The 17,675-nt window shown below is 73.0% G+C and carries 15 protein-coding genes; 7 read left to right on the forward strand and 8 right to left on the reverse strand.

Annotated features, from left to right (window positions below; all coding sequences use genetic code 11):
• Positions 1–2: 2 nt before the first annotated feature.
• Positions 3–1,052, reverse strand: coding sequence for a threonine aldolase family protein (locus tag ACQEV1_RS07420; protein WP_433392510.1), 1,050 nt, complete (start codon positions 1,050–1,052; stop codon positions 3–5).
• A 220-nt stretch (positions 1,053–1,272) separates the two neighbouring features.
• Between ACQEV1_RS07420 and ACQEV1_RS07425 the strand changes: the two genes are divergently transcribed.
• Both ACQEV1_RS07425 and ACQEV1_RS07430 read left to right on the forward strand, forming a co-directional pair.
• Entirely contained in the window at positions 1,273–1,824 is a 552-nt protein-coding gene (locus ACQEV1_RS07425) for a hypothetical protein (protein ID WP_285621911.1), read from the forward strand.
• Positions 1,825–1,904: 80 nt separating this feature from the next.
• On the forward strand, positions 1,905–2,669 hold the full coding sequence (locus tag ACQEV1_RS07430; protein ID WP_433392512.1) for a L,D-transpeptidase: 765 nt from the start codon (positions 1,905–1,907) through the stop codon (positions 2,667–2,669).
• Here ACQEV1_RS07430 and mptB read toward each other — a convergent pair.
• Together mptB and ACQEV1_RS07440 are read right to left on the reverse strand one after the other, a co-directional pair.
• The gene (mptB, locus tag ACQEV1_RS07435) at positions 2,614–4,044 is read right to left on the reverse strand and encodes a polyprenol phosphomannose-dependent alpha 1,6 mannosyltransferase MptB (RefSeq protein ID WP_433392514.1); all 1,431 of its coding nucleotides are present in this window, start codon (positions 4,042–4,044) and stop codon (positions 2,614–2,616) included. The two genes, ACQEV1_RS07430 and mptB, sit on opposite strands and share 56 nt — an antisense overlap.
• 5 nt (positions 4,045–4,049) lie before the next feature.
• Entirely contained in the window at positions 4,050–5,165 is a 1,116-nt protein-coding gene (locus ACQEV1_RS07440; protein WP_285621903.1) for a glycosyltransferase family 4 protein, read from the reverse strand.
• 359 nt (positions 5,166–5,524) lie between these two features.
• Here ACQEV1_RS07440 and ACQEV1_RS07445 point away from each other — a divergent pair, with 359 nt between their 5' ends.
• Positions 5,525–7,165, forward strand: a complete 1,641-nt coding sequence (locus tag ACQEV1_RS07445; RefSeq protein ID WP_433392517.1) for an alpha/beta fold hydrolase — start codon at positions 5,525–5,527, stop codon at positions 7,163–7,165.
• Between the two features lie 53 nt (positions 7,166–7,218).
• Here ACQEV1_RS07445 and ACQEV1_RS07450 read toward each other — a convergent pair whose 3' ends face one another.
• The gene (locus tag ACQEV1_RS07450) at positions 7,219–8,412 is read right to left on the reverse strand and encodes an MFS transporter (protein WP_433392519.1); all 1,194 of its coding nucleotides are present in this window, start codon (positions 8,410–8,412) and stop codon (positions 7,219–7,221) included.
• 102 nt (positions 8,413–8,514) lie between these two features.
• Between ACQEV1_RS07450 and ACQEV1_RS07455 the strand changes: the two genes are divergently transcribed.
• Both ACQEV1_RS07455 and ACQEV1_RS07460 read left to right on the forward strand, forming a co-directional pair.
• Positions 8,515–9,600, forward strand: coding sequence for a DUF5937 family protein (locus ACQEV1_RS07455; RefSeq protein WP_433392521.1), 1,086 nt, complete (start codon positions 8,515–8,517; stop codon positions 9,598–9,600).
• 93 nt (positions 9,601–9,693) lie between these two features.
• Complete coding sequence (locus ACQEV1_RS07460; protein ID WP_285621892.1) at positions 9,694–10,203, forward strand: DinB family protein; 510 nt, start codon at positions 9,694–9,696, stop codon at positions 10,201–10,203.
• A gap of 13 nt (positions 10,204–10,216) precedes the next feature.
• Here the strand turns inward: ACQEV1_RS07460 and ACQEV1_RS07465 are convergent, their stop codons facing one another.
• Positions 10,217–13,090, reverse strand: a complete 2,874-nt coding sequence (locus ACQEV1_RS07465; protein ID WP_433392523.1) for a helix-turn-helix transcriptional regulator — start codon at positions 13,088–13,090, stop codon at positions 10,217–10,219.
• 383 nt (positions 13,091–13,473) lie between these two features.
• Positions 13,474–14,658 (reverse strand): thiolase family protein, encoded by a 1,185-nt coding sequence (locus ACQEV1_RS07470; RefSeq protein WP_285621888.1) that lies wholly within the window; start codon positions 14,656–14,658, stop codon positions 13,474–13,476.
• A gap of 94 nt (positions 14,659–14,752) precedes the next feature.
• Here ACQEV1_RS07470 and ACQEV1_RS07475 point away from each other — a divergent pair, with 94 nt between their 5' ends.
• Positions 14,753–15,202: a winged helix-turn-helix transcriptional regulator gene (locus ACQEV1_RS07475; RefSeq protein WP_433392526.1), complete on the forward strand. Its 450-nt coding sequence runs from the start codon at positions 14,753–14,755 to the stop codon at positions 15,200–15,202.
• Between the two features lie 24 nt (positions 15,203–15,226).
• On the opposite strand, the gene ACQEV1_RS07480 is transcribed toward ACQEV1_RS07475, so the two are convergent.
• Both ACQEV1_RS07480 and ACQEV1_RS07485 read right to left on the reverse strand, forming a co-directional pair.
• Entirely contained in the window at positions 15,227–15,424 is a 198-nt protein-coding gene (locus tag ACQEV1_RS07480; RefSeq protein ID WP_285567282.1) for a hypothetical protein, read from the reverse strand.
• 131 nt (positions 15,425–15,555) lie between these two features.
• Positions 15,556–15,726, reverse strand: a complete 171-nt coding sequence (locus tag ACQEV1_RS07485; protein WP_433392528.1) for a hypothetical protein — start codon at positions 15,724–15,726, stop codon at positions 15,556–15,558.
• 144 nt (positions 15,727–15,870) lie between these two features.
• Here ACQEV1_RS07485 and ACQEV1_RS07490 point away from each other — a divergent pair, with 144 nt between their 5' ends.
• Complete coding sequence (locus ACQEV1_RS07490; protein WP_433392530.1) at positions 15,871–17,661, forward strand: serine/threonine-protein kinase; 1,791 nt, start codon at positions 15,871–15,873, stop codon at positions 17,659–17,661.
• Positions 17,662–17,675: the final 14 nt, after the last annotated feature.

Genomic DNA, 17,675 nt, shown 5'->3' on the forward strand with positions numbered 1-17,675 from the left:
TGTCAGTCCCGGAGTTCCGCGGTGAGGGCGGCGGCGAAGACGTCGACGTCGTCCTCGGTCGTGTCGAAGGAGCACACCCAGCGGACCTCGCCGGTCGCCGGGTCCCACAGCCCGAAGCGGTACCGCTCGCCCAGGCGCTCGGCGACCCGCGGGTCCAGCCGGGCGAAGACCGCGTTCGCCTGCGGCACGCGCGGGACCACGACGCCCGGCAGGTCGCGTACGGCCGCGTACAGCCGGGCGGCCATCGCGTTGGCGTGCCCGGCGCTGCGGAGCCACAGGTCGTCCTCCAGCAGCGCGATGAACTGGGCGGAGACGAACCGCATCTTCGAGGACAGCTGCATCGCGGCCTTGCGGAGGTAGGGCATTCCCGGGGCGGCCTCGGGGGAGAGCGCCACGACGACCTCCCCGTACAGCAGGCCGTTCTTGGTGCCGCCGAATGACAGCATGTCCACGCCCGCGTCGGTGGTGAGGGCGCGGAAGGGCAGGTCGAGGGCTGCGGCGGCGTTCGCGAGCCGGGTGCCGTCGACGTGCACGAGCATGCCGAGTTCGTGGGCGTGCGCGCAGATCTCGGTGATCTCCTCGGCCGTGTAGACCGTGCCGAGTTCGGTGCGCTGGGTGAGGGAGACGACGCGTGGCTGGGCGCGGTGCTCGTCGCCCTGCCCGTGGGCCTGCCGGTCGATCAGTTCCGGGGTCAGCTTGCCGTCGGGGGCCGGCACCGGCAGCAGCTTCAGCCCGGCCACCTTCTCCGGCGCGCCGCCCTCGTCGAGGTGGATGTGGGCGGTCTCGGCACAGATCACCGCAGACCAGGGGTCGGTCAGCGCCCGCAGGCCGATCACGTTGGCGCCCGTGCCGTTGAAGACCGGGTACGCCTCGGCCCGCTCGCCGAAACGTTCCTTGAACATCTCGCGCAGCCGTGCGGTGTACACGTCACCGCCGTACGAGGGCTGGTGACCGCCGTTGGCCACGCCGATCGCGGCGAGGACCTCCGGGTGGACGCCGGCGCAGTTGTCGCTGTTGAAGCCCCGGGCGGAGGAATCATGCAAAGAGATCATGGCGCCGCCAAGTATCCCATCTCGCCATCTTTCGTCCTCAGGGCGGGAGGTCGGCGGCTCCTGCGGAGCAGCGAAGCGGACAAAGAGGTCGATGGGGTAAGTGTTGCGACAGACGGCAATATGACCGGAGGGTAAAGGCTTGTTACTAAAGCGGCATAAGCGTCTTGTGGGCGATAGTGTGCCCGATGCGCCAATGATGTTTCCGTCTCATGGCGTGTCAATGACCACTCCTCAGCAGGAGGAATTCCCCATGCGCCTGAAGAAGGCGAGTCTGACCCTGGCCGGAGCCGCCGCGGCCGTCGCCGTCACCACGATGGCCGCCGCTCCCGCCTGGGCGTGCAGCGACCGTGACCCCGCTCTGCGGCTCCGCTCGCTCTGCGGCAAGGACGGCCAGGCCCTCTGGCTGCTGAGCAACCCCAACGGCTGGGGCGCCGTGCCCGCCACGTGGGCCGACAACAAGGGCGGCCACAGCCAGGGCAAGATCAGCGTGCCCGCCCGCGGCACCGTCGTGCTCGCGACGCATGCCGCCAAGGTGATCGTCACCGCCTACCGTCCCGACCAGCGGACCATGCCGGTCTGGCAGCGGCACGGTGCGATCGGCCTGCTCACGCAGCACTGCAAGGGCACCAAGCCCACGGCTCCGCCGTCGGAGAAGCCCAAGCCGACCCCGAAGCCGAGCAGGACCAGCGAGGCCCCCAAGCCGGTCACCCCGCCGAGCGGTGAGGCGCGTCCCGCGACTCCCGTGAAGGCCCAGCCCCAGTTCACCGGCTGACGAAGATCGAAAAGGCCGGCCCGGGAGCGTCCGTGTTCCCGGGCCGGCCGTCTCACCGACGTCATCGAGGAGCAGGACCGATGTCAATCAGCCCGGGAACGCGAGCGGCCGCCGTCGCGGCCGGCGCCGCGCTGAGCCTCACCCTGGCCGGCTGCGGCGGTTCCGATCACAAGGCGGCGAGCGGCAAGCCGGCCGGGGACGCCCCCGCGGCCAAGCCGAGCACGGCGTCGTACGACTTCGGGAACGGCCCCAGCACGATCGCCACCGCGCGGAACGCGACGGTCGACATCTACAAGGAGGCCGGCGACCCGTCGCCGAGCATCAAGCTGCAGAGCCCGAACCCCGACGGCGCACCCCGCGTGTTCCTCGTGATGGACAGCAAGCCCGGATGGCTGCACGTCTTCCTCCCGGTGCAGCCGAACGGCAGCACCGGCTGGATCACCACGCGCGAGGTCCGCACCGCCAAGACCGACTACTGGCTCCAGGTGCTCCAGTCGGGCCACCGGCTGAAGCTCTACCGGGGCAAGAAGATGCTGATCAGCACGCCGGCGGCGATCGGCAAGTCCGACACTCCGACGCCCGGCGGCGCCTACTACCTCACCGAACTGCTCCAGCCGCCGAACCCGAACGGCGACTACGGCCCGTACGCGTACGGGCTGTCCGGGCAGTCGACCGCGCTCACCCAGTTCAACGGCCACGACCCGGTCATCGGCATCCACGGCACCAACCAGCCGAAGCTGCTGGGCACCTCGGTCAGCCACGGGTGCGTGCGCATCAGCAACGCGATGATCACGAAGCTGGCGAAGATGCTGCCGCTCGGCACTCCGGTCCAGATCTCCGCCTGAGCGCGGCCGGACGGAGAAGAAGCAGCACCATCAGCAGCAACAGCAGCGCACCGGGCACCACGTACGGCAGGGGCCCGGTGCGCAGCCATGTGCCGCCGAACCGCACCGCCAACCCCGGCAGGCAGCCGACCGTGGCGACCAGCGCGCGGGTGAGCTGCACCCAGTCCAGCCGGCTCGCGGGCGCCAGGGCCACCAGCGGCAGCACCAACGCCTCGTACCACGGGTAGTAGACCGGCGTCGTCACCACCCAGGCCGTGCAGACCGCCAGCGCCGGTCCCAGCCAGACCGGGCCGCGCGTGCGGTCGCGCAGGAGCCGGGCCGCCACCACGGCCGCGAGCACGACCGCGGCCAACGGCAGCCAGGACGGGAGCCGGCCGAGGACCGGCACGAGCAACTGCCAGGGAGTGTTCCAGGACGGCGACCGGCCACGGTGCGCCAGCGCGACGATCCCGGCGCCCCCGGCGATCGCGTACGACGCGGCGAGGACGGTCGCCGCGCCCACGCCGAGCGCGACGAGCGCCCGCGGCGACCGGCGCAGCGACCAGACCGCCACCGCGCCGAGCAGCAGGTACGGCGCCTTGACCGCACCGGCGGCGCCGAGCAGCACGCCCGCCGTCCCGCTCCGCCAGAGGCTCCGGCACACCGACGGGCCGGCCACCGCCAGCCCGGTCACCGCCAGTCCGGCCGCGAGCCCGTCGACGTGGGCGCCGCCGATCAGCGCCCAGAGCAGCAGCGGGTTCAGCGTCCACAGCAGGTGCACGCGGGCCCGGGAGCCGGGGCCCGCGAGCCGGGCGAGCGCCAGCGCCGCGGCCAGGAAGGCCAGGGCGTTCCAGACCTTCAGCCAGAACACCGTCGCGGTCGCCGAGCCGCCCGACAGCGTCGCCGCGGCCCATTCGGTGCCCGTCGCCAGCGGCCCGTACACCGACGGCGTGTCCTGCCACGGCTCCGGCGCCAGCGCGCCCACCCGGTCGCCCGTCGCGCGGAACTCCCGCGGCGTCATGACGTGCGGGTCGTGGCCGAGGACCGCCATCCGCCCGTACACGGCGTAGTCCATCGTGTCGGTCGTGCCCATCGGCGGCGCGGCGACCAGGACGCCGACCGCCAGCAGGCCGCCGGCCACCAGACCACGGGGCCGGGGACCGCCGCGCCCCGCCGCCAGCCCCGCGACGACACCGGAGAACCCGCTGATCATCGCCGCCCACAGCAGGGCGGTGGCCCACACGTCGGAGGTGTACGGCCAGGTCAGGCGCGGGAAGACGCCGTCGCCGTCCATGGCCGGCACCGCCGACGGAAAGCGGCAGGCCCCGACGAGCGCCATCAACGCGACGCTGAGCGCGATGCCACCGTACGTGACGCCTACGAGGACCCGTCTCATCGGACTCAGGCCGCGTGCTCCGCCGGCGTCGCTCCGAGGACGGCCTGGTAGTGGCCGATGAGCTCGTCGCAGATGCCGGCCCAGCCGCGGCCGTGCACGGACAGCCGCGCGTGGCCGCCCATCCGGGTCCGCATGCCGGGATCGGACGCCAGCGCCGCGACGGCGGCGCGCATCGCGGCCGGATCGTCGGGCGGGTACAGGAGGCCGTTGTGGCCCGGCCGTACGAGGTCCAGCGGGCCGCCCGAGGCGGGCGCGACGACCGGCAGCCCCGCGGCGAGTCCCTCCTGCACCGCCTGGCCGAAGGTCTCGTCCGCACCGGTGTGCACGAACACGTCCAGGGACGCGACCAGCTCCGACAGCTCCTGGCCGGTACGGAAACCGGTGAAGATCGCCTCGGGCAGCAGCCGCTCCAGCCGTCGCCGGGCCGGGCCGTCCCCGACCACGACGAGGCGTACGCCCGGCAGGCCGGCCAGGTGGGCGAGCATCCACGGCCGTTTCTCGGTGGCGAGCCGCCCGACGTATCCGACGAGCACCTCACCGCCGGGTGCCAGGCGCTCGCGCAGCTCCGCGGACCGGTGCCGGGGATGGAAGCGCTCGTCGTCGACTCCGCGGGCCCACAGCGCGAGCCGGGGGAAGCCGCGCTTGCGTAGCTCGTCCAGTGTCGGCCGGGACGGCGCCAGCGTACGGTCGGTCCGCTCGTAGATGTGCCGGAGCCAGGCCCACACCAGCGAGTCGGCACCGCGCAGGCCGTACCGGCGGGCGAAGCCGACGAGGTCGGTCTGGAACACCGCCACCGTCGGCACGCCGAGCCGGCGGGCGGCCGCCACCCCGGAGGTGCCGAGCATGAGCGGCGAGGCGAGATGCACGACGTCGGGCCGGAAGTCGCGCAGTGTCGGCGTCACGTGCCGGCTGGGCAGCCCGACGACGAACGAACGGTAGAAGGGAAGGGGAACCCCGGCTGTCAGCCGCAGCCGGTCGTCGTGGCCGTCCGGACCCGGGCCCGGCGCCACTACGAGCGCCTCGTGCCCGCGGCGGGTCAGGTGCTCCAGGACCCGGCAGACGGAGTTGGTCACGCCGTTGACGTGGGGCAGGAACGACTCAGTGACTATCGCGATCCTCACGGCCGTGAGCGTGACCGCGCCGCGCTACGGCGTCACCGCGTCGCGGCACCGTGCTGGGAAACATTGCGGAAACGTCGTCGGTGATCTTCTTGCCGATGGGCCCCGCCGAACGCGAGTCCTGCGATAACGCCGGTTGTCTCCGTGCCTGGGTGCGTTTCTGGGGTTACTGATACTCGGCGGGGGCTATGTACGATCTGATGCGAAATTACGACTCTCGACGGTGCTGTACCGGCTTGGGTTATTTGTCACGATTCGGCAACCATCTGTGCCGCCATCTTCAGTCGACCATGGGGTCTCGCGACAATCACCCCTTGTTCATCATTTCGGGCGAAACGTAGCCCGACCTGTAAGGGGGTTTCGTGAAGAAGCTTCTTGCCGTGGCCGCGACGGCCGGGCTGGGCCTCACCGGCCTCGGTCTCGGCGCCACAAGCGCGTCCGCGACCACGGGAACGTCGGGGGCGTTCCATCCGGCGAGCCTCGCGTGGCATACCTGCCAGGCGGACATCCTGAACGGCGCCAAGGCCTACGACAGCCTCGGCCCCGTCCAGGTATCGAAGATCATCCAGTGCGCCGAGCTCCAGGTTCCGCTGGACTACGCGCACCCGGACGGACAGAAGATCACTCTTGAGCTGACCCGGCTGCCGCACCAGGGCTCGGGCGCGGCCAAGGGCGACATCCTGGTCAACCCGGGTGGCCCGGGCGGTGAGGGCGCCCTGTTCGGCGCGAGCGTCTACGCGCGCAACTCCGCCCCGATGCAGGCGGCGTACAACGTCATCGGCTTCGACCCGCGCGGCGTCGGGTTCAGCACGCCCAAGCTGACCTGCGACGTCGACTACAGCAACGCCCCGCGGCCGGAGTACGGCACGGGCGGCCGCCAGGACGACGCCACCTGGCTGGAGAAGTCCAAGAACTACGCCGACGCGTGCGCGCGCAAGTTCGGCCGCGGCGCCAAGGTCGACCTGCTCGACCACATCAAGACGATCGACTCCGTCCACGACATGGACACGATCCGCCAGGCGCTGGGCCACCAGAAGCTCGACTACTACGGCGCCTCCTACGGCACCTACCTCGGCCAGGTCTACGCCACCGTCTTCGGGCAGAACGTCGGCCGCATGGTCCTCGACGGCAACGTCACCCCCAAGAACGTCTGGTACGACGCCCAGCTCACCCAGGACGTCGCGTTCAACAAGAACATGGACTACTACTTCGGCTGGATCGCCAAGTACGACTCCACCTACCACCTGGGCACCACCCAGGCCGCCGTCCGCAGCTATTACTACGCGCTCCAGGACAAGCTGGCCGCGCACCCGCTGACGTACACCTCCGGCGGCAACACCGTCGCGGTCGGCGAGGACGAGCTGGTGGACAACATCCAGAACGCGGCCTACCGCCGCAGCCAGGCGGTCTGGAACAGCTACGCGGCGGCGCTGTCGGCCTACAAGGCCGGTGACGTCGCGACCTTCGCCGGGACGTTCGGCGCCCCGACGACGGGCGGCAGCGACGACAACACCTTCGCCGTCTACAACGCCGTCCAGTGCAGCGACACCCAGTGGCCGACGAGCTGGAACAAGTGGCACGCCGACGCCGTCCGCGTCAACCGGACCAACCCGTTCCTGACCTGGAGCAACGTCTGGTTCAACGCGCCGTGCCTGTTCTGGGGCGCCAAGGCCGGCACCCCGGTCAAGGTCGGCCAGAGCAAGAACCTGCCGAGCAACATCCTGATGTTCCAGGCCACCGACGACGCCGCCACGCCGTACGCGGGCGCGCTGGAGCTGCACAAGGTCCTTCGCGGCTCGCACCTGGTGGTCCAGGACGGCGACCGTACGCACTGCATCGTCCACCGCGGCGACCTGCGTCCCGGGGGCGTCGACTCCTACTTCGACGCCTACTTCCTGAACGGCACCCTGCCGAAGGCCGACACCGTGCACGTCTCGCAGCTCGGTGACCCGACGCCGCCCGCCGCCACCCAGAGCGGGCAGGCGGGGGCGCGGACCAGGTAACCCGTACGAGAGGAGGCTCCCGGGCAGGCCCGGGGGCCTCCTCTTCGCGTTCCTCAATCCTTCTCGGCGGCGACGGCGGAGGCGGAGAGGAGCGTCGCAGCGGCGAGGCCGCCCCAGAGGACGGCCGAGCCGTGTGGTGCGAGAGCGGTGATGACCGCCGGGGAGACGGCGAGGCCGAAACCGGTGGAGAGCTGGAAGCGGGCGAGGGCGCGTCCCAGGACATGGGCCGGGGCGAGGGCGGTGACGAGCGCGGTGGCGCTGCCGGCATAGATGATCTCGCCGATGGTGCAGACCACGGACACCGCGGCGACGGCCGGCGCACCCCAGCCGTGTCCCAGTGAGGTGGCCGCGAGGAAGCCGAGGTAGGACGCGGTGAGCACCACGCCGGAGAGAGCCAGCACGGCCCGCCGGGAGAAGCGGGACGTCAGGACGGTGACCGGTACCTGCAGGGTGACCACCAGCACCGTGTTGGCCACGAAGATGGCCGCCGGCCACACCGGGGACGCGTGCATCCGTGTCACCAGGACCAGCGGGAGCGCGACCTCGGGGACGTTGAGGCAGAAGACGTAGATCACGTTGGCGGCCGGCAGCACGCCCATCCGAGGTGCCGGCCCGGCGTCCGTGCCCTCGGCCGGGGCGGCGGCCGGCCGCGCACGGAGGTGGACCGACCACGCCAGGGCCGCCGCGGCGAGATAGGCGAGCCCGGTGACGGCCGCCAGCGCCTGCAGCGCGGATGTGCCGCCCGTCAGGCAGGCGGTGGCGAGGAGCGCACCCGCGCCCAGGCCGGCGTTGCGCAGGGCGCGGCCTCCGGCGAGAGCGGCGTCGCGTTCCCGGCCGTGGGCCACCGTGGCCACGAGAGCCGCGTGGGCGGCCGGCCATGCCTGGTTGCCGATGCCGAGGAAGAGCGCCGCCGCCGCGAACGGCCAGACGTGCCCCGCCGGGGCGGCCAGCAGGAGCGCCACGCCCAGCGTCCGCACCAGCATCGACGCCGCCACGACCGTGCTGCGCGCGCCCCGGTCCAGCCAGCGGCCCACCGCGGGCATGCACACCAGGCCCATGACGATGCCGACCGTCATGGCGGTGCCGGTGACCGGCGCGGACAGCCTCAGCGCCGTCACGCCGTAGAGCAGCAGAAAGGGCCGCAGCAGGCCGGTGCCGAGCGCGTCCACGGCCAGGGCGACGGCATAGCGGGGGCCTCCAGAGGCACGGACGAGGGCACGGGGCTGGATTCTGGTGATGGTCGCCATGACGTCAGACGGTGCGTTCGGCCACCGGCCCGGGTCCCGTCGGTTGACGGATTCCGTCAACCGACGCACGTCGCAGGTCATCCGGTCGGTGATGCTGAGGGGGTGACACTGAGGATCGACATCAGTGGCCTGCCGTCCGAGCGAGTGCGGTTCGCCGCCTCCCCGCTGGCCGAGCTGACCGCGATGCTGCACGTGCTGGCCGAGCCCGGTCACCATCCGCAGTACGCCGGCTGGGCCGCGGACGTCTGGGCCGGACTGCGGCCGGAGCTGGCCGAGCGGCTCAGGGAGGCGGAGTTCCTCTGGCGTTCCTCACAGGCCGACTTCCTGATCCCCGCGCGGCCCCGGCCGACCCTCGCCGAGGAGCTGGACGAGGTGGACCGGATCGACGACGAGAAGTATGTGACCGCCGCGCTCGTCACCACCTGCGGCAGCAACCGGGTCCATTTCCCCGGGGCGTCGCCGCTCACCGACACGACCGCGCGCGAGCGGGCCCTGGACGTGGCCCAGGCCCGCGGCGCGCTGCAGGAGGCCTTCGCGGAACGGCTGCTCGCGGACCCGGCCGCGGTGCGGGCGCGGGTGCGCCACACCTTCGAAGAATGCGCCGAGGCATTCTTCGACGGCGCCTGGGCGGGCGTCGCGGTGCGGCTCGCCACCGATCTGCGCCTGAAGAACGAACTGCTCAGGCGCCAGGGCATCGGTGCGGCGCTCGCCTCGGTCTCCGGCGCGGTCGCCCTGGCGCCGGACGGCGACCGCATCATCGTGGACAAGGTGCAGGACAAGGCGACCGCCGCCCGTGGCGCCGGGGTCACCTTCATCCCCAGCGTCTTCGGCCGCCCGCACCTGGTGGCGGTCCACGCGCCCGGGTGGCATCCGGTGGTGCAGTACCCCGTCGCCGAGCCGGGTCCGGCGGAACCGGTCTCCCTGGAGACGGTCACCCTCCGGCTGGAGGCGCTCGCGCATCCGGTACGGCTGCGGCTGCTGCGCACCCTGGCCCGCGGCCCGCACACCACCGGCGAGCTGGCCCACTTCTGGGAACTCTCACCCCCGGAGGTCTCCCGCCACCTCGCCGTCCTGCGCCGCGCGGGCCTGCTCACGGCCCGGCGGCACGGTCGTTACGTCCGTTACACCCTCAACCTTCCCGATCTGACGGCGCTGGGCGCCGACCTGCTGGCGGCCGTCCTGCGTTGAGCGGTCCCTCGCGACGGCGGTCATTGCGGACGGAAAGTGGCCGCAATCGTCCCTACTGTCACTCGTGACGGCCAAGAGAGAGGGACGAAGGACATGACCAGCACGCTCGACACCGTGACCGACGAGACCGCGACCCTGCTGACGGCACTGGCCCAGCAGCGCTTCTTCCTGCGCCACACGGTGCGCGACCTGACCGACGAGCAGGCGGGACGCCGTACGACGGCGAGCGAGCTGTGCCTCGGCGGCCTGATCAAGCACGTCACGGAGGTCGAGAGCGCGTGGATGGACTTCGTCGTCGACGGCGACGGCACCGTCGCCACGGGCGGGAAGAACCAGGACGGCCGGTTCCGCATGCTGCCGGGCGAGACCCTCGCGGACGTGCTCGCCGGCTACGAGAAGGCCGCCCGCCGCACCGAGGAGATCGTGACGGGCCTGCCCGACCTGGAGGCGTCCCGCCCGCTGCCCGAGGCGCCCTGGTTCGAGCCCGGCACGCGCTGGTCGGCCCGCCGCGTGCTGCTCCACATCCTCGCCGAGACCGCACAGCACGCCGGCCACGCCGACATCATCCGCGAGTCCCTCGACGGCGCCAAGACCATGGGCTGACCGCGGCCGGTGCTCACGCCTCGGAGGACGGGGGCTCCGAGGCGTGCTCGGCGGCGAGCCGGGCCAGCTCGACGCGGGACGCGATGCCCAGCTTGCGGAACACCTGGCGCAGGTGGAACTTCACCGTGTGCGGCGAGACGAACATCTGCGTCGCGACCTGCGGGTTCGTCAGGCCCTGTGCGGCCAGGACGGCGACGTTCCGCTCGGTCTCGGTCAGGCTCGACCAGCCGGAGAGCGGACGCTCCGCCTGCGTCCAGTGGCGGCGCCGTACGCCGAGCCGGCGCAGCCGGGCCCGGATCCGGGCAGCGTCGCGCAGCGCGCCGATCCGCTGGTACCCCTCCAGCGCCCGGTCCAGGGCCTCGATCGCCGCGTCGTCGTCCACGCGGCCCCGCGACCCGGCCAGCAGGACGCCGAGATCCTCCGCCGCCGAGGCCCGGCTCCACGGGCTCGGGTGCGTCGCGGCGGCGTGGGCCAGCGTCACCCGGTCGCCGCGCAGGACGCCGCGGGCGTGCGCGGCCGCGGCGGCCAGCGCCGAGAAGCCCGTGTTGGCGCGGGCGAGCTGCTCGGCGGTCACGGCGACCGCCTCGGCGGAGGACCGGTCCCCGGCGGCGAGCGCCGTACGGGCCAGCCAGGCGGCGGCGTCGGGCTCGGACATCAGCAGCCAGCGTCGTTCGTTCAGGTCGGCGCAGACGGGGCGGAGGATCTCGAAGGCCCTGGCCGGACCCTCGCGCGCCTCGGCGAGCGTCGCCAGCGGCCACCGCGCCCAGGCCTTCCCGAGCCTCGTGCCGGCCCGGTACCGCTCCTCGTACCGCTGGGCGTGTCCGGCGGCGGCGTCCAGCTCGCCACGCCGTACGGCGACGGCGACCAGCACCGCGAGGCCCAGCAGCATGAACGCGTTCGTGCCCATCTGCTCGGCGACCGCCAGGCCCGCCTGCGCCTCGGCCGCGGCGTCGTCGAGCCGGCCCTCGGCGAGCCGCAGCCGCGCCCGGAAGATCGCGGGCGTGGCCGCGTACGCGCTCTGGCCGAACTCGGCGATCTCCGCGGCGATCTGGTTGAGCTGGGCGTCGGCCTCCTCCAGCCGCCGCATGTCGGTGAGCAGGGTGGCCAGGTGCAGACGAGGGTGGACGCGCCCCGCCGAGGCGTCGTCGCGGGGCGCGATGCGGACCGCCTCGCGTACGTGGCTGATCCCCTCGGCGGCCTGACCGTCGCCCCAGGCGATGTAGGAGAACAGCATCCGCGCGCCCACCTGGGCTGCGCGGTCGTGCCGCCGGCCGGAGTCGATGATCTCCTCGGCCAGTTCCCGCCCCCGCCGGAAGTCGTGGGTGGCGTACAGGGCGCGCAGGAACACCTGCTCGGCCAGGCCGCGCTTGTCGCCGATCAGGTCCGGCTGGGCGAGCGCCTGCTCGGCCTCGGCCGCCGCGTCCGCCGGCCGGCCGGCCAGCAGCAGGGCGTACGCCAGCTCGGACCGGAGCCGCGCGGCCTGCTCGGGGTGGCGGGCCTGGCCGATCGCGGTACGGGCGAAGTCGGTGGCCTCGGGCAGCCGCCCGCAGGTCGTCAGGGCGTAGACCGCCGTCACCGTACGGTCGACGCGGTCCGGATCGCCGGGCATGGTCAGTTCGAGGGCCCGTACGGCGAGGTCGGCGGCGCTCTGCGGGGAGGACGGCAGGACCTCGCGGACGGCCTGGTCGAGCCCTTTCAGGGCGTGGCCGTCGCCGGGCCGGGCGTAGTGCATGAGGTGGGCGGCGGCGGGGATGGCCGAGCCGCCGCGTCGCAGTAGCATCTCCGCGGCCTGCCGGTGCAGCGCGTGGCGGACCGGCACGGTGACGGTCTCGGTCACGGCCTGCCAGAGCAACTCGTGCCGGAACGTCAGCTGGTCACCCGCGGCGGCCACCACGGCCGCCGACTCCGCCTCCTCCAGGGCGGGCAGCAGGCGGCTGGGCGGCTCGTCGAACATCTCCGCCAGGTCGTCCACGCGGAACGAGCGTCCCAGCACGGCGGCGACCTGGAGCAGGTGCCGGGTGTGCGGGCACAGCCGGCCCAGCCGGCTGCGCGCGATCTCCTGCATCCGCCGGGGCAACTGCCGCGACACCAGCGTGACCTCGCCGTCGGCGACCCGCACCGCGTTCTCGTCCTGGAGGCCGTGCAACAGCTCCACCAGCAGGAACGGGTTGCCGCCGGTCGCCGCCGTCATCGCGAGCAGCTCGGGTCCGGGCGCGGCGCCGAGCACGTCGCCGATCACCTCGCCCACCGCCCGGTCGCCCAACGGCTCCAGGACGATGCGGGCGGCCCCCTCCCGCGCCAGGATCTCGAACACCCGGTCGGCGTCGGACTCGGCGATCCCCGTCGTCCGGGCCAAAATCCACACCAGCGGGTAGGAGGCCAGCTCCGGCACGATCGACCGGAGCGCGAGCAGGGTGGTCGGGTCGGCCCACTGCAGATCGTCGAGCGCGATCAGGAACGGGCCGTGCGCCGCGCGTTCCTCCAGGCGGCTCTGCAACCGTTCGAGCAGGCGCAGCCGCAGGTCGGCCGTTTCCGCGGTGGTGTCCAGGCCCTCACGGAGCGTCTGCGGGGACTCCCCCAGGGCGGCCATCAGCGGGACGAGCGGTGCGAGCCGGCTCGGCTCGTCCGCCGCGCCGTGTGCGAGCATGAATCCGCGGGCGGCCGCCGCCTCGACGGCGTCGGAGAGCAGCCTGCTCTTGCCCATGCCGGCCTGGCCCTCGACGAGGAGCACCGCGCCCCGGCTGCGCTGGGCGGCCTCGATCGCGGCGGTGACGGCCCGCCACTCCCGGCTGCGGCCGCGCCAGCCGCGCCGCGACGGTCGTTCGAGGTCGGCTCCGGCCTGTGAGTCGAAGGCGTGCGTGCTCGCCGCCGTGAGTCCGTGAGACACCAGATTTACAACCTACCTGGTCAGGGCCCCTGCGGGCCTGTCCGGTGGACGCGCGGACAGGCATGGGTCGGGTGCGCGCCGGTGGTGGGCACGAGGTGGATCCGGCCGGCGGGCCTCAGCACGTTCCCCCGTGACGTTGCTGAGGCCTCGCCGGCCCGTGCCCTCGCGAGGTCCGCGGCGACGCCGGCCGCCGGTCAGGTCTTCCGGCACCGCTGAGCCGCCGCCCCCAGTCGGGCTCAGTCGGCCGGAACGTCCGCGTCGCGGACCCTCGAAGCGAGGACACACTTGAATTGTTCGTTTCTACGGTCGGTTCCGTATCAGCCACCTGGGCAGGTTGCGGATCCCGTATACAGTTCGGTCCGGGTGGGTCCGGCGCGGGGTCCTCAGGCCAGCCGCTCCAGCACGGTGGCGTTGGCGAGCCCACCGGCCTCGCACATGGTCTGCAGGGCGTAGCGCGCGCCGCGTTGCCGCATGGCGTTCACCAGCGTGGTCATCAGGCGGGTGCCGCTGGCGCCGAGGGGATGGCCGAGCGCGATCGCGCCGCCGTTGACGTTGACCTTGGCGGGGTCGGCGCCGGTCTCCTGCAGCCAGGCCAGCACCACACTCGCGAACGCCTCGTTGACCTCGAACAGGTCGATGTCCTCCAGCCGCAGCCCGGTGCGGCGCAGCACCTTCTCGGTGGCCGGGATGACGCCCGCCAGCATCAGCAGCGGGTCCGAGCCGGTCACCGCGAACCCGTGCAGCCGGGCCAGCGGCCGCAGCCCCAGCCTTTTCGCGGTCTCGCTCGAGGTGATCAGTACCGCCGAGGCGCCGTCGTTGATCGGGCTGCTGTTGCCGGCCGTCACCGACCACTCGATCTGCGGGAAGCGCTCGGCGTACGCCGGGTCCTCGAAGGCCGGGCGGAGGCCGGCGAGCACCTCCGGCGTCGTGCCGGGCCGTACGGACTCGTCCCCGCTGATCAGGCCCGCGTCGGTGTGCACCGGAACGAGCTCTGTCTCGAACCGGCCGTCGGCGTGCGCCTCGGCGGCCCTGCGGTGCGACAGTGTCGCGAACTCGTCCATCCGTTCCCGGCTGAGCGACCACTTGGCGGCGATCAGCTCCGCGCTGATGCCCTGGGGGACGAGGCCCTCGGGGAACCGCCGGGCGAGGCCCGGCCCGAACGGATCGGCGCCCGCCGGCACGTTCGACCACATCGGAACCCGGCTCATCGACTCGATCCCGCAGGCGATGACCAGGTCGTACGCGCCGGAGATCACGCCCTGGGCGGCGAAGTGGACGGCCTGCTGGGACGAGCCGCACTGCCGGTCGACCGTGGTCGCCGGGACCGAGTCGGGGAACCCGGCCGAGAGCCAGGCGTTGCGCGTGGTGTTCATGGCCTGCTCGCCGACCTGGTCGACGCAGCCGCCGATCACGTCGTCGACCAGCTCCGGGTCGATCCCGCTGCGGCCGACCAGGGCGCGCAGAGTGTGAGCGAGCAGCTCGACCGGGTGCACGCTCGCGAGCGTGCCGGTCGGCCGTCCCTTGCCGATCGGCGTGCGTACGGCCTCGACGATCACGGCGTCGCGCATGGCTCTTCCCCTCCCACGAGGTTGGTTTGGAAATCCAACTAACGGTAGGCCGGAGTAAGTTGGAAAAGCAAACTTGTGGTCTTACGGTGGGGACATGGCCACGCCACGCCCCTGCTCGATCGCCGACGCGCTCGCCGTCATCGGCGAGAAGTACTCCCTGCTCGTGCTGCGCGAGGTGTTCTGGGGCGTCCGGCGCTTCAACGACATCGCTCGCAACGTGGGAGCGCCCCGCGACGTGCTGACCGCGCGCCTCAACCACCTCGTGGCGGCGGGCGTGCTGGAGAAGACCCCGTACAGCCGGCGCCCGCTCCGCTACGAGTACCGTCCGACGGAGGCGGGTCGCGAACTGCGCGGAGTGCTGCTCACCCTCATGGCCTGGGGCGACCGGCACCTGAGCGAGCGGCCGCCGGTCGTGTTCGAGCACTCCTGCGGTGCCGACCTCGAGCCGGCCGTCGTGTGCCGCTACTGCGGCGGGGAGATCGCCCCCGAGTCGCTCACGGCGCGTTTCGAGGTCGAGGGCTGGGGCGCGGCCGGGGCCGGCTGAGTACGGGACCTCGTCAGGCGGGCGTCACCGGCTGGGCTGCGGAACCTTGCAGGCCACCCATGGGTTCAGGCCGGCGTAGTTGAGCGGTCCGGAGATGATCGTGACGCCGATGGTGGCGAACCTGCCGCAGCTCGCGTCGAAGTGGGAGTAGTAGTGGCGCTGTCCCGCGGCGAGCCCGCCGATGACCAACCAGGCCACGATCAGGGGCGGTCCGGCTCGCATCAACCACCTCCGCTGAGTGGTCACCGACCTGGGACTGGGCGGCGAATCACGACAAGATCGCCCATTAGTTAAGCAACTCCGACCAGCACTGTCACCCATAACGGCCGATGGGTCGGGAATCGCTCGCCCGTTCAGGCGGCGCGCGATGGGGTGTCCACCAGCGCGCGGATCTGGACGGCGATCTCGTTCCCCACGGGTTCGGGGACCTCGTGGCCGACGCCGGGCAGGACGATCGGACGCGCGCCGGCGATGCGTGCCGCCGTCTCGCGTGCCTGGTCAATGCCGCCGTCGCAGGACCTCATCCACTCCTGGCGCAGGCACTGGCCCGTCAGGCGGACCCCTGATCGAGATCCAATGGTCCGGGTGATTCCTCCCCGTACGGCGGCGCCGCGCCGTAGTCTTTCGGTGACAGGCGGGTACCCACGGACCCCGGTCGGGTGAGACGAGTGTCGGTACGGATCGGTGCGCTGGTCGCGGGGCGCTACCGGGTCGAGCGCCAGATCGGCTCGGGCGGGATGGGCGCCGTCTGGCTCGCCCGTGACGAGCGTCTCGGCCGTCCGGTGGCGCTCAAGCGCGCGCACCCCGCCGCCGACGAACGCCGGCTCCGGGAGCTCTCCCGCGAGGCCCGCATCGCCGGGGGCATCGACCACCCGCGCGTCGTGACCCTCTATGACCTCATCACCGAGGACGCCGCGACCTGGCTGGTGATGGAGTACGTCCCCGCGCGGGACCTCGCCGACGTCATCGCCTCCGACGGAGTCCTCGCCCCGGAGGCGGTCGCGCGGATCGGCCGGCAGCTCGCCGACGCGCTCGCCGCCGTGCACGCTCGCGGCATCGTCCACGGCGACGTGAAACCGGGCAACGTCCTGATCACCGAGTCCGGCGACGCCAAGCTCACCGACTTCGGGGTCTCCCGCGCGGTCTGGGCCGACGAGACGGTCAGCGACAGCGGCCTGTTCCGCGGCACCCCGGCGTACGTCGCCCCGGAGGTCGCCCGCGGCGCGAAGCCCCTGCCCGCGGCCGACGTGTTCTCGCTGGGCGCCACGCTGTTCGCCGCCGCGGAGGGCGACTCGCCGCTCGGCAACGGCGTGGGCCCGCTGACCGCCGTCTGGCGCTCGGCATCCGGCCACGTCGCCGCGCCCAGCGCGCCGGGCGCGCTCGGCGCCGCCCTGTCGGCGATGCTGCGCCTGGAGCCGGACGACCGGCCGGACGCCGCTGAGGCGTGCCGCCTGCTCGAACTCGGCGACGACGTCCCGGCGGCACGGCGCCCGCGCCGGCTTCGGAGCGTCCCCGTCGCCGCGGCCGTGGCGGCGATCGTCGTGGTCTCCGTCGCGACGGTGATGATCGTCCAGGCGGGCCGTTCCTCCTCCGAGGACGAGCCGGCGCGGTCGGCGAGCCCTCCGGCGTCGGCGGTCGGCGATCCGCGCACCGCCGAACCCTGCGCGTTAGCGGACCCGGCGTCCCTGCGGCGGTTCGGCGGCACCGAGCTGTCCACCGACTACGGCAACTTCAACCGCTGCGACGTGCTGATCAAGCGGGGCGACGACGACCTCGCCGACGTCAAGATCGAGCTGGAGAACGGCCCCGCGCCCGAGCCGGGCGCGGGCGACCGGGTCGAGCGGCGTGGCACGGTCGGCATCATCCGCGGACCGCTCGCCGACGGCGAGTGCGGCCAGGAGCTGACTCTCGCCGACGGGCACGTCGTCGCGGTCACCGCGCAGCGCACGGGCCGCGGCGCGATCGACCTGTGCGCGGCGGCGACGGCCGCCACCGACCACGCGGCGGCGGTGCTGGTCCGGGGTGTCATGCCACGGCGCGCCCGGCCTCTGCCGTCCGCGTCGCTGGGCCGCCAGGACGCCTGCGCGCTGCTCACCTCCGCCGCCCTGTCACGCGTCGGCGCCGGCCGCGCCACGCCGGGCTTCGGCCGCTGGGACTGCCGCTGGAGGGGCACGGGTGGCACCGGCGTCCAGCTGCGCTTCGACCACAACGGCCCGCTGAGCTCGGACGACGGGACGCCGGTGCGTCTCGCGGGCCACGCCGCCTTCGTCCAGGCCGGTGGCGACGGCCACGGCACGTGCCTGGCCCGGGTGGTGCACCGCACGTACACCGACACCGGCGGGCACACCACCGCGGAGATCGTCTTCCTCGTGGTGTCCGGATCGCGGCCCGAGAGCCGGCTCTGCGCCGACGCCAAGGCCCTCGCGTCGGCGGCCGCCGCCCGGCTGCCGAAGACGTGAACGGAGCGCCCGGA

Origin of the sequence: Actinoallomurus sp. CA-142502, assembly GCF_050936355.1 — a bacterium.
In the GTDB taxonomy this organism is placed as follows: Bacteria; Actinomycetota; Actinomycetes; order Streptosporangiales; family Streptosporangiaceae; genus Actinoallomurus; species Actinoallomurus iriomotensis.

What these genes read in the sequence shown, in the direction of transcription:
- ACQEV1_RS07470 (WP_285621888.1), bottom strand. Translation starts at nt 14,658, where the DNA reads ATGCGCGACGCCGTGATCGTCGAGGCCGTACGCACGCCGATCGGCAAG.
- ACQEV1_RS07460 (WP_285621892.1), top strand. Translation starts at nt 9,694, where the DNA reads ATGACCAGCACGCTCGACACCGTGACCGACGAGACCGCGACCCTGCTG.
- ACQEV1_RS07450 (WP_433392519.1), bottom strand. Translation starts at nt 8,412, where the DNA reads ATGGCGACCATCACCAGAATCCAGCCCCGTGCCCTCGTCCGTGCCTCT.
- mptB (WP_433392514.1), bottom strand. Translation starts at nt 4,044, where the DNA reads ATGAGACGGGTCCTCGTAGGCGTCACGTACGGTGGCATCGCGCTCAGC.
- ACQEV1_RS07475 (WP_433392526.1), top strand. Translation starts at nt 14,753, where the DNA reads ATGGCCACGCCACGCCCCTGCTCGATCGCCGACGCGCTCGCCGTCATC.
- ACQEV1_RS07420 (WP_433392510.1), bottom strand. Translation starts at nt 1,052, where the DNA reads ATGATCTCTTTGCATGATTCCTCCGCCCGGGGCTTCAACAGCGACAAC.
- ACQEV1_RS07425 (WP_285621911.1), top strand. Translation starts at nt 1,273, where the DNA reads ATGACCACTCCTCAGCAGGAGGAATTCCCCATGCGCCTGAAGAAGGCG.
- ACQEV1_RS07480 (WP_285567282.1), bottom strand. Translation starts at nt 15,424, where the DNA reads ATGCGAGCCGGACCGCCCCTGATCGTGGCCTGGTTGGTCATCGGCGGG.
- ACQEV1_RS07485 (WP_433392528.1), bottom strand. Translation starts at nt 15,726, where the DNA reads ATGAGGTCCTGCGACGGCGGCATTGACCAGGCACGCGAGACGGCGGCA.
- ACQEV1_RS07430 (WP_433392512.1), top strand. Translation starts at nt 1,905, where the DNA reads ATGTCAATCAGCCCGGGAACGCGAGCGGCCGCCGTCGCGGCCGGCGCC.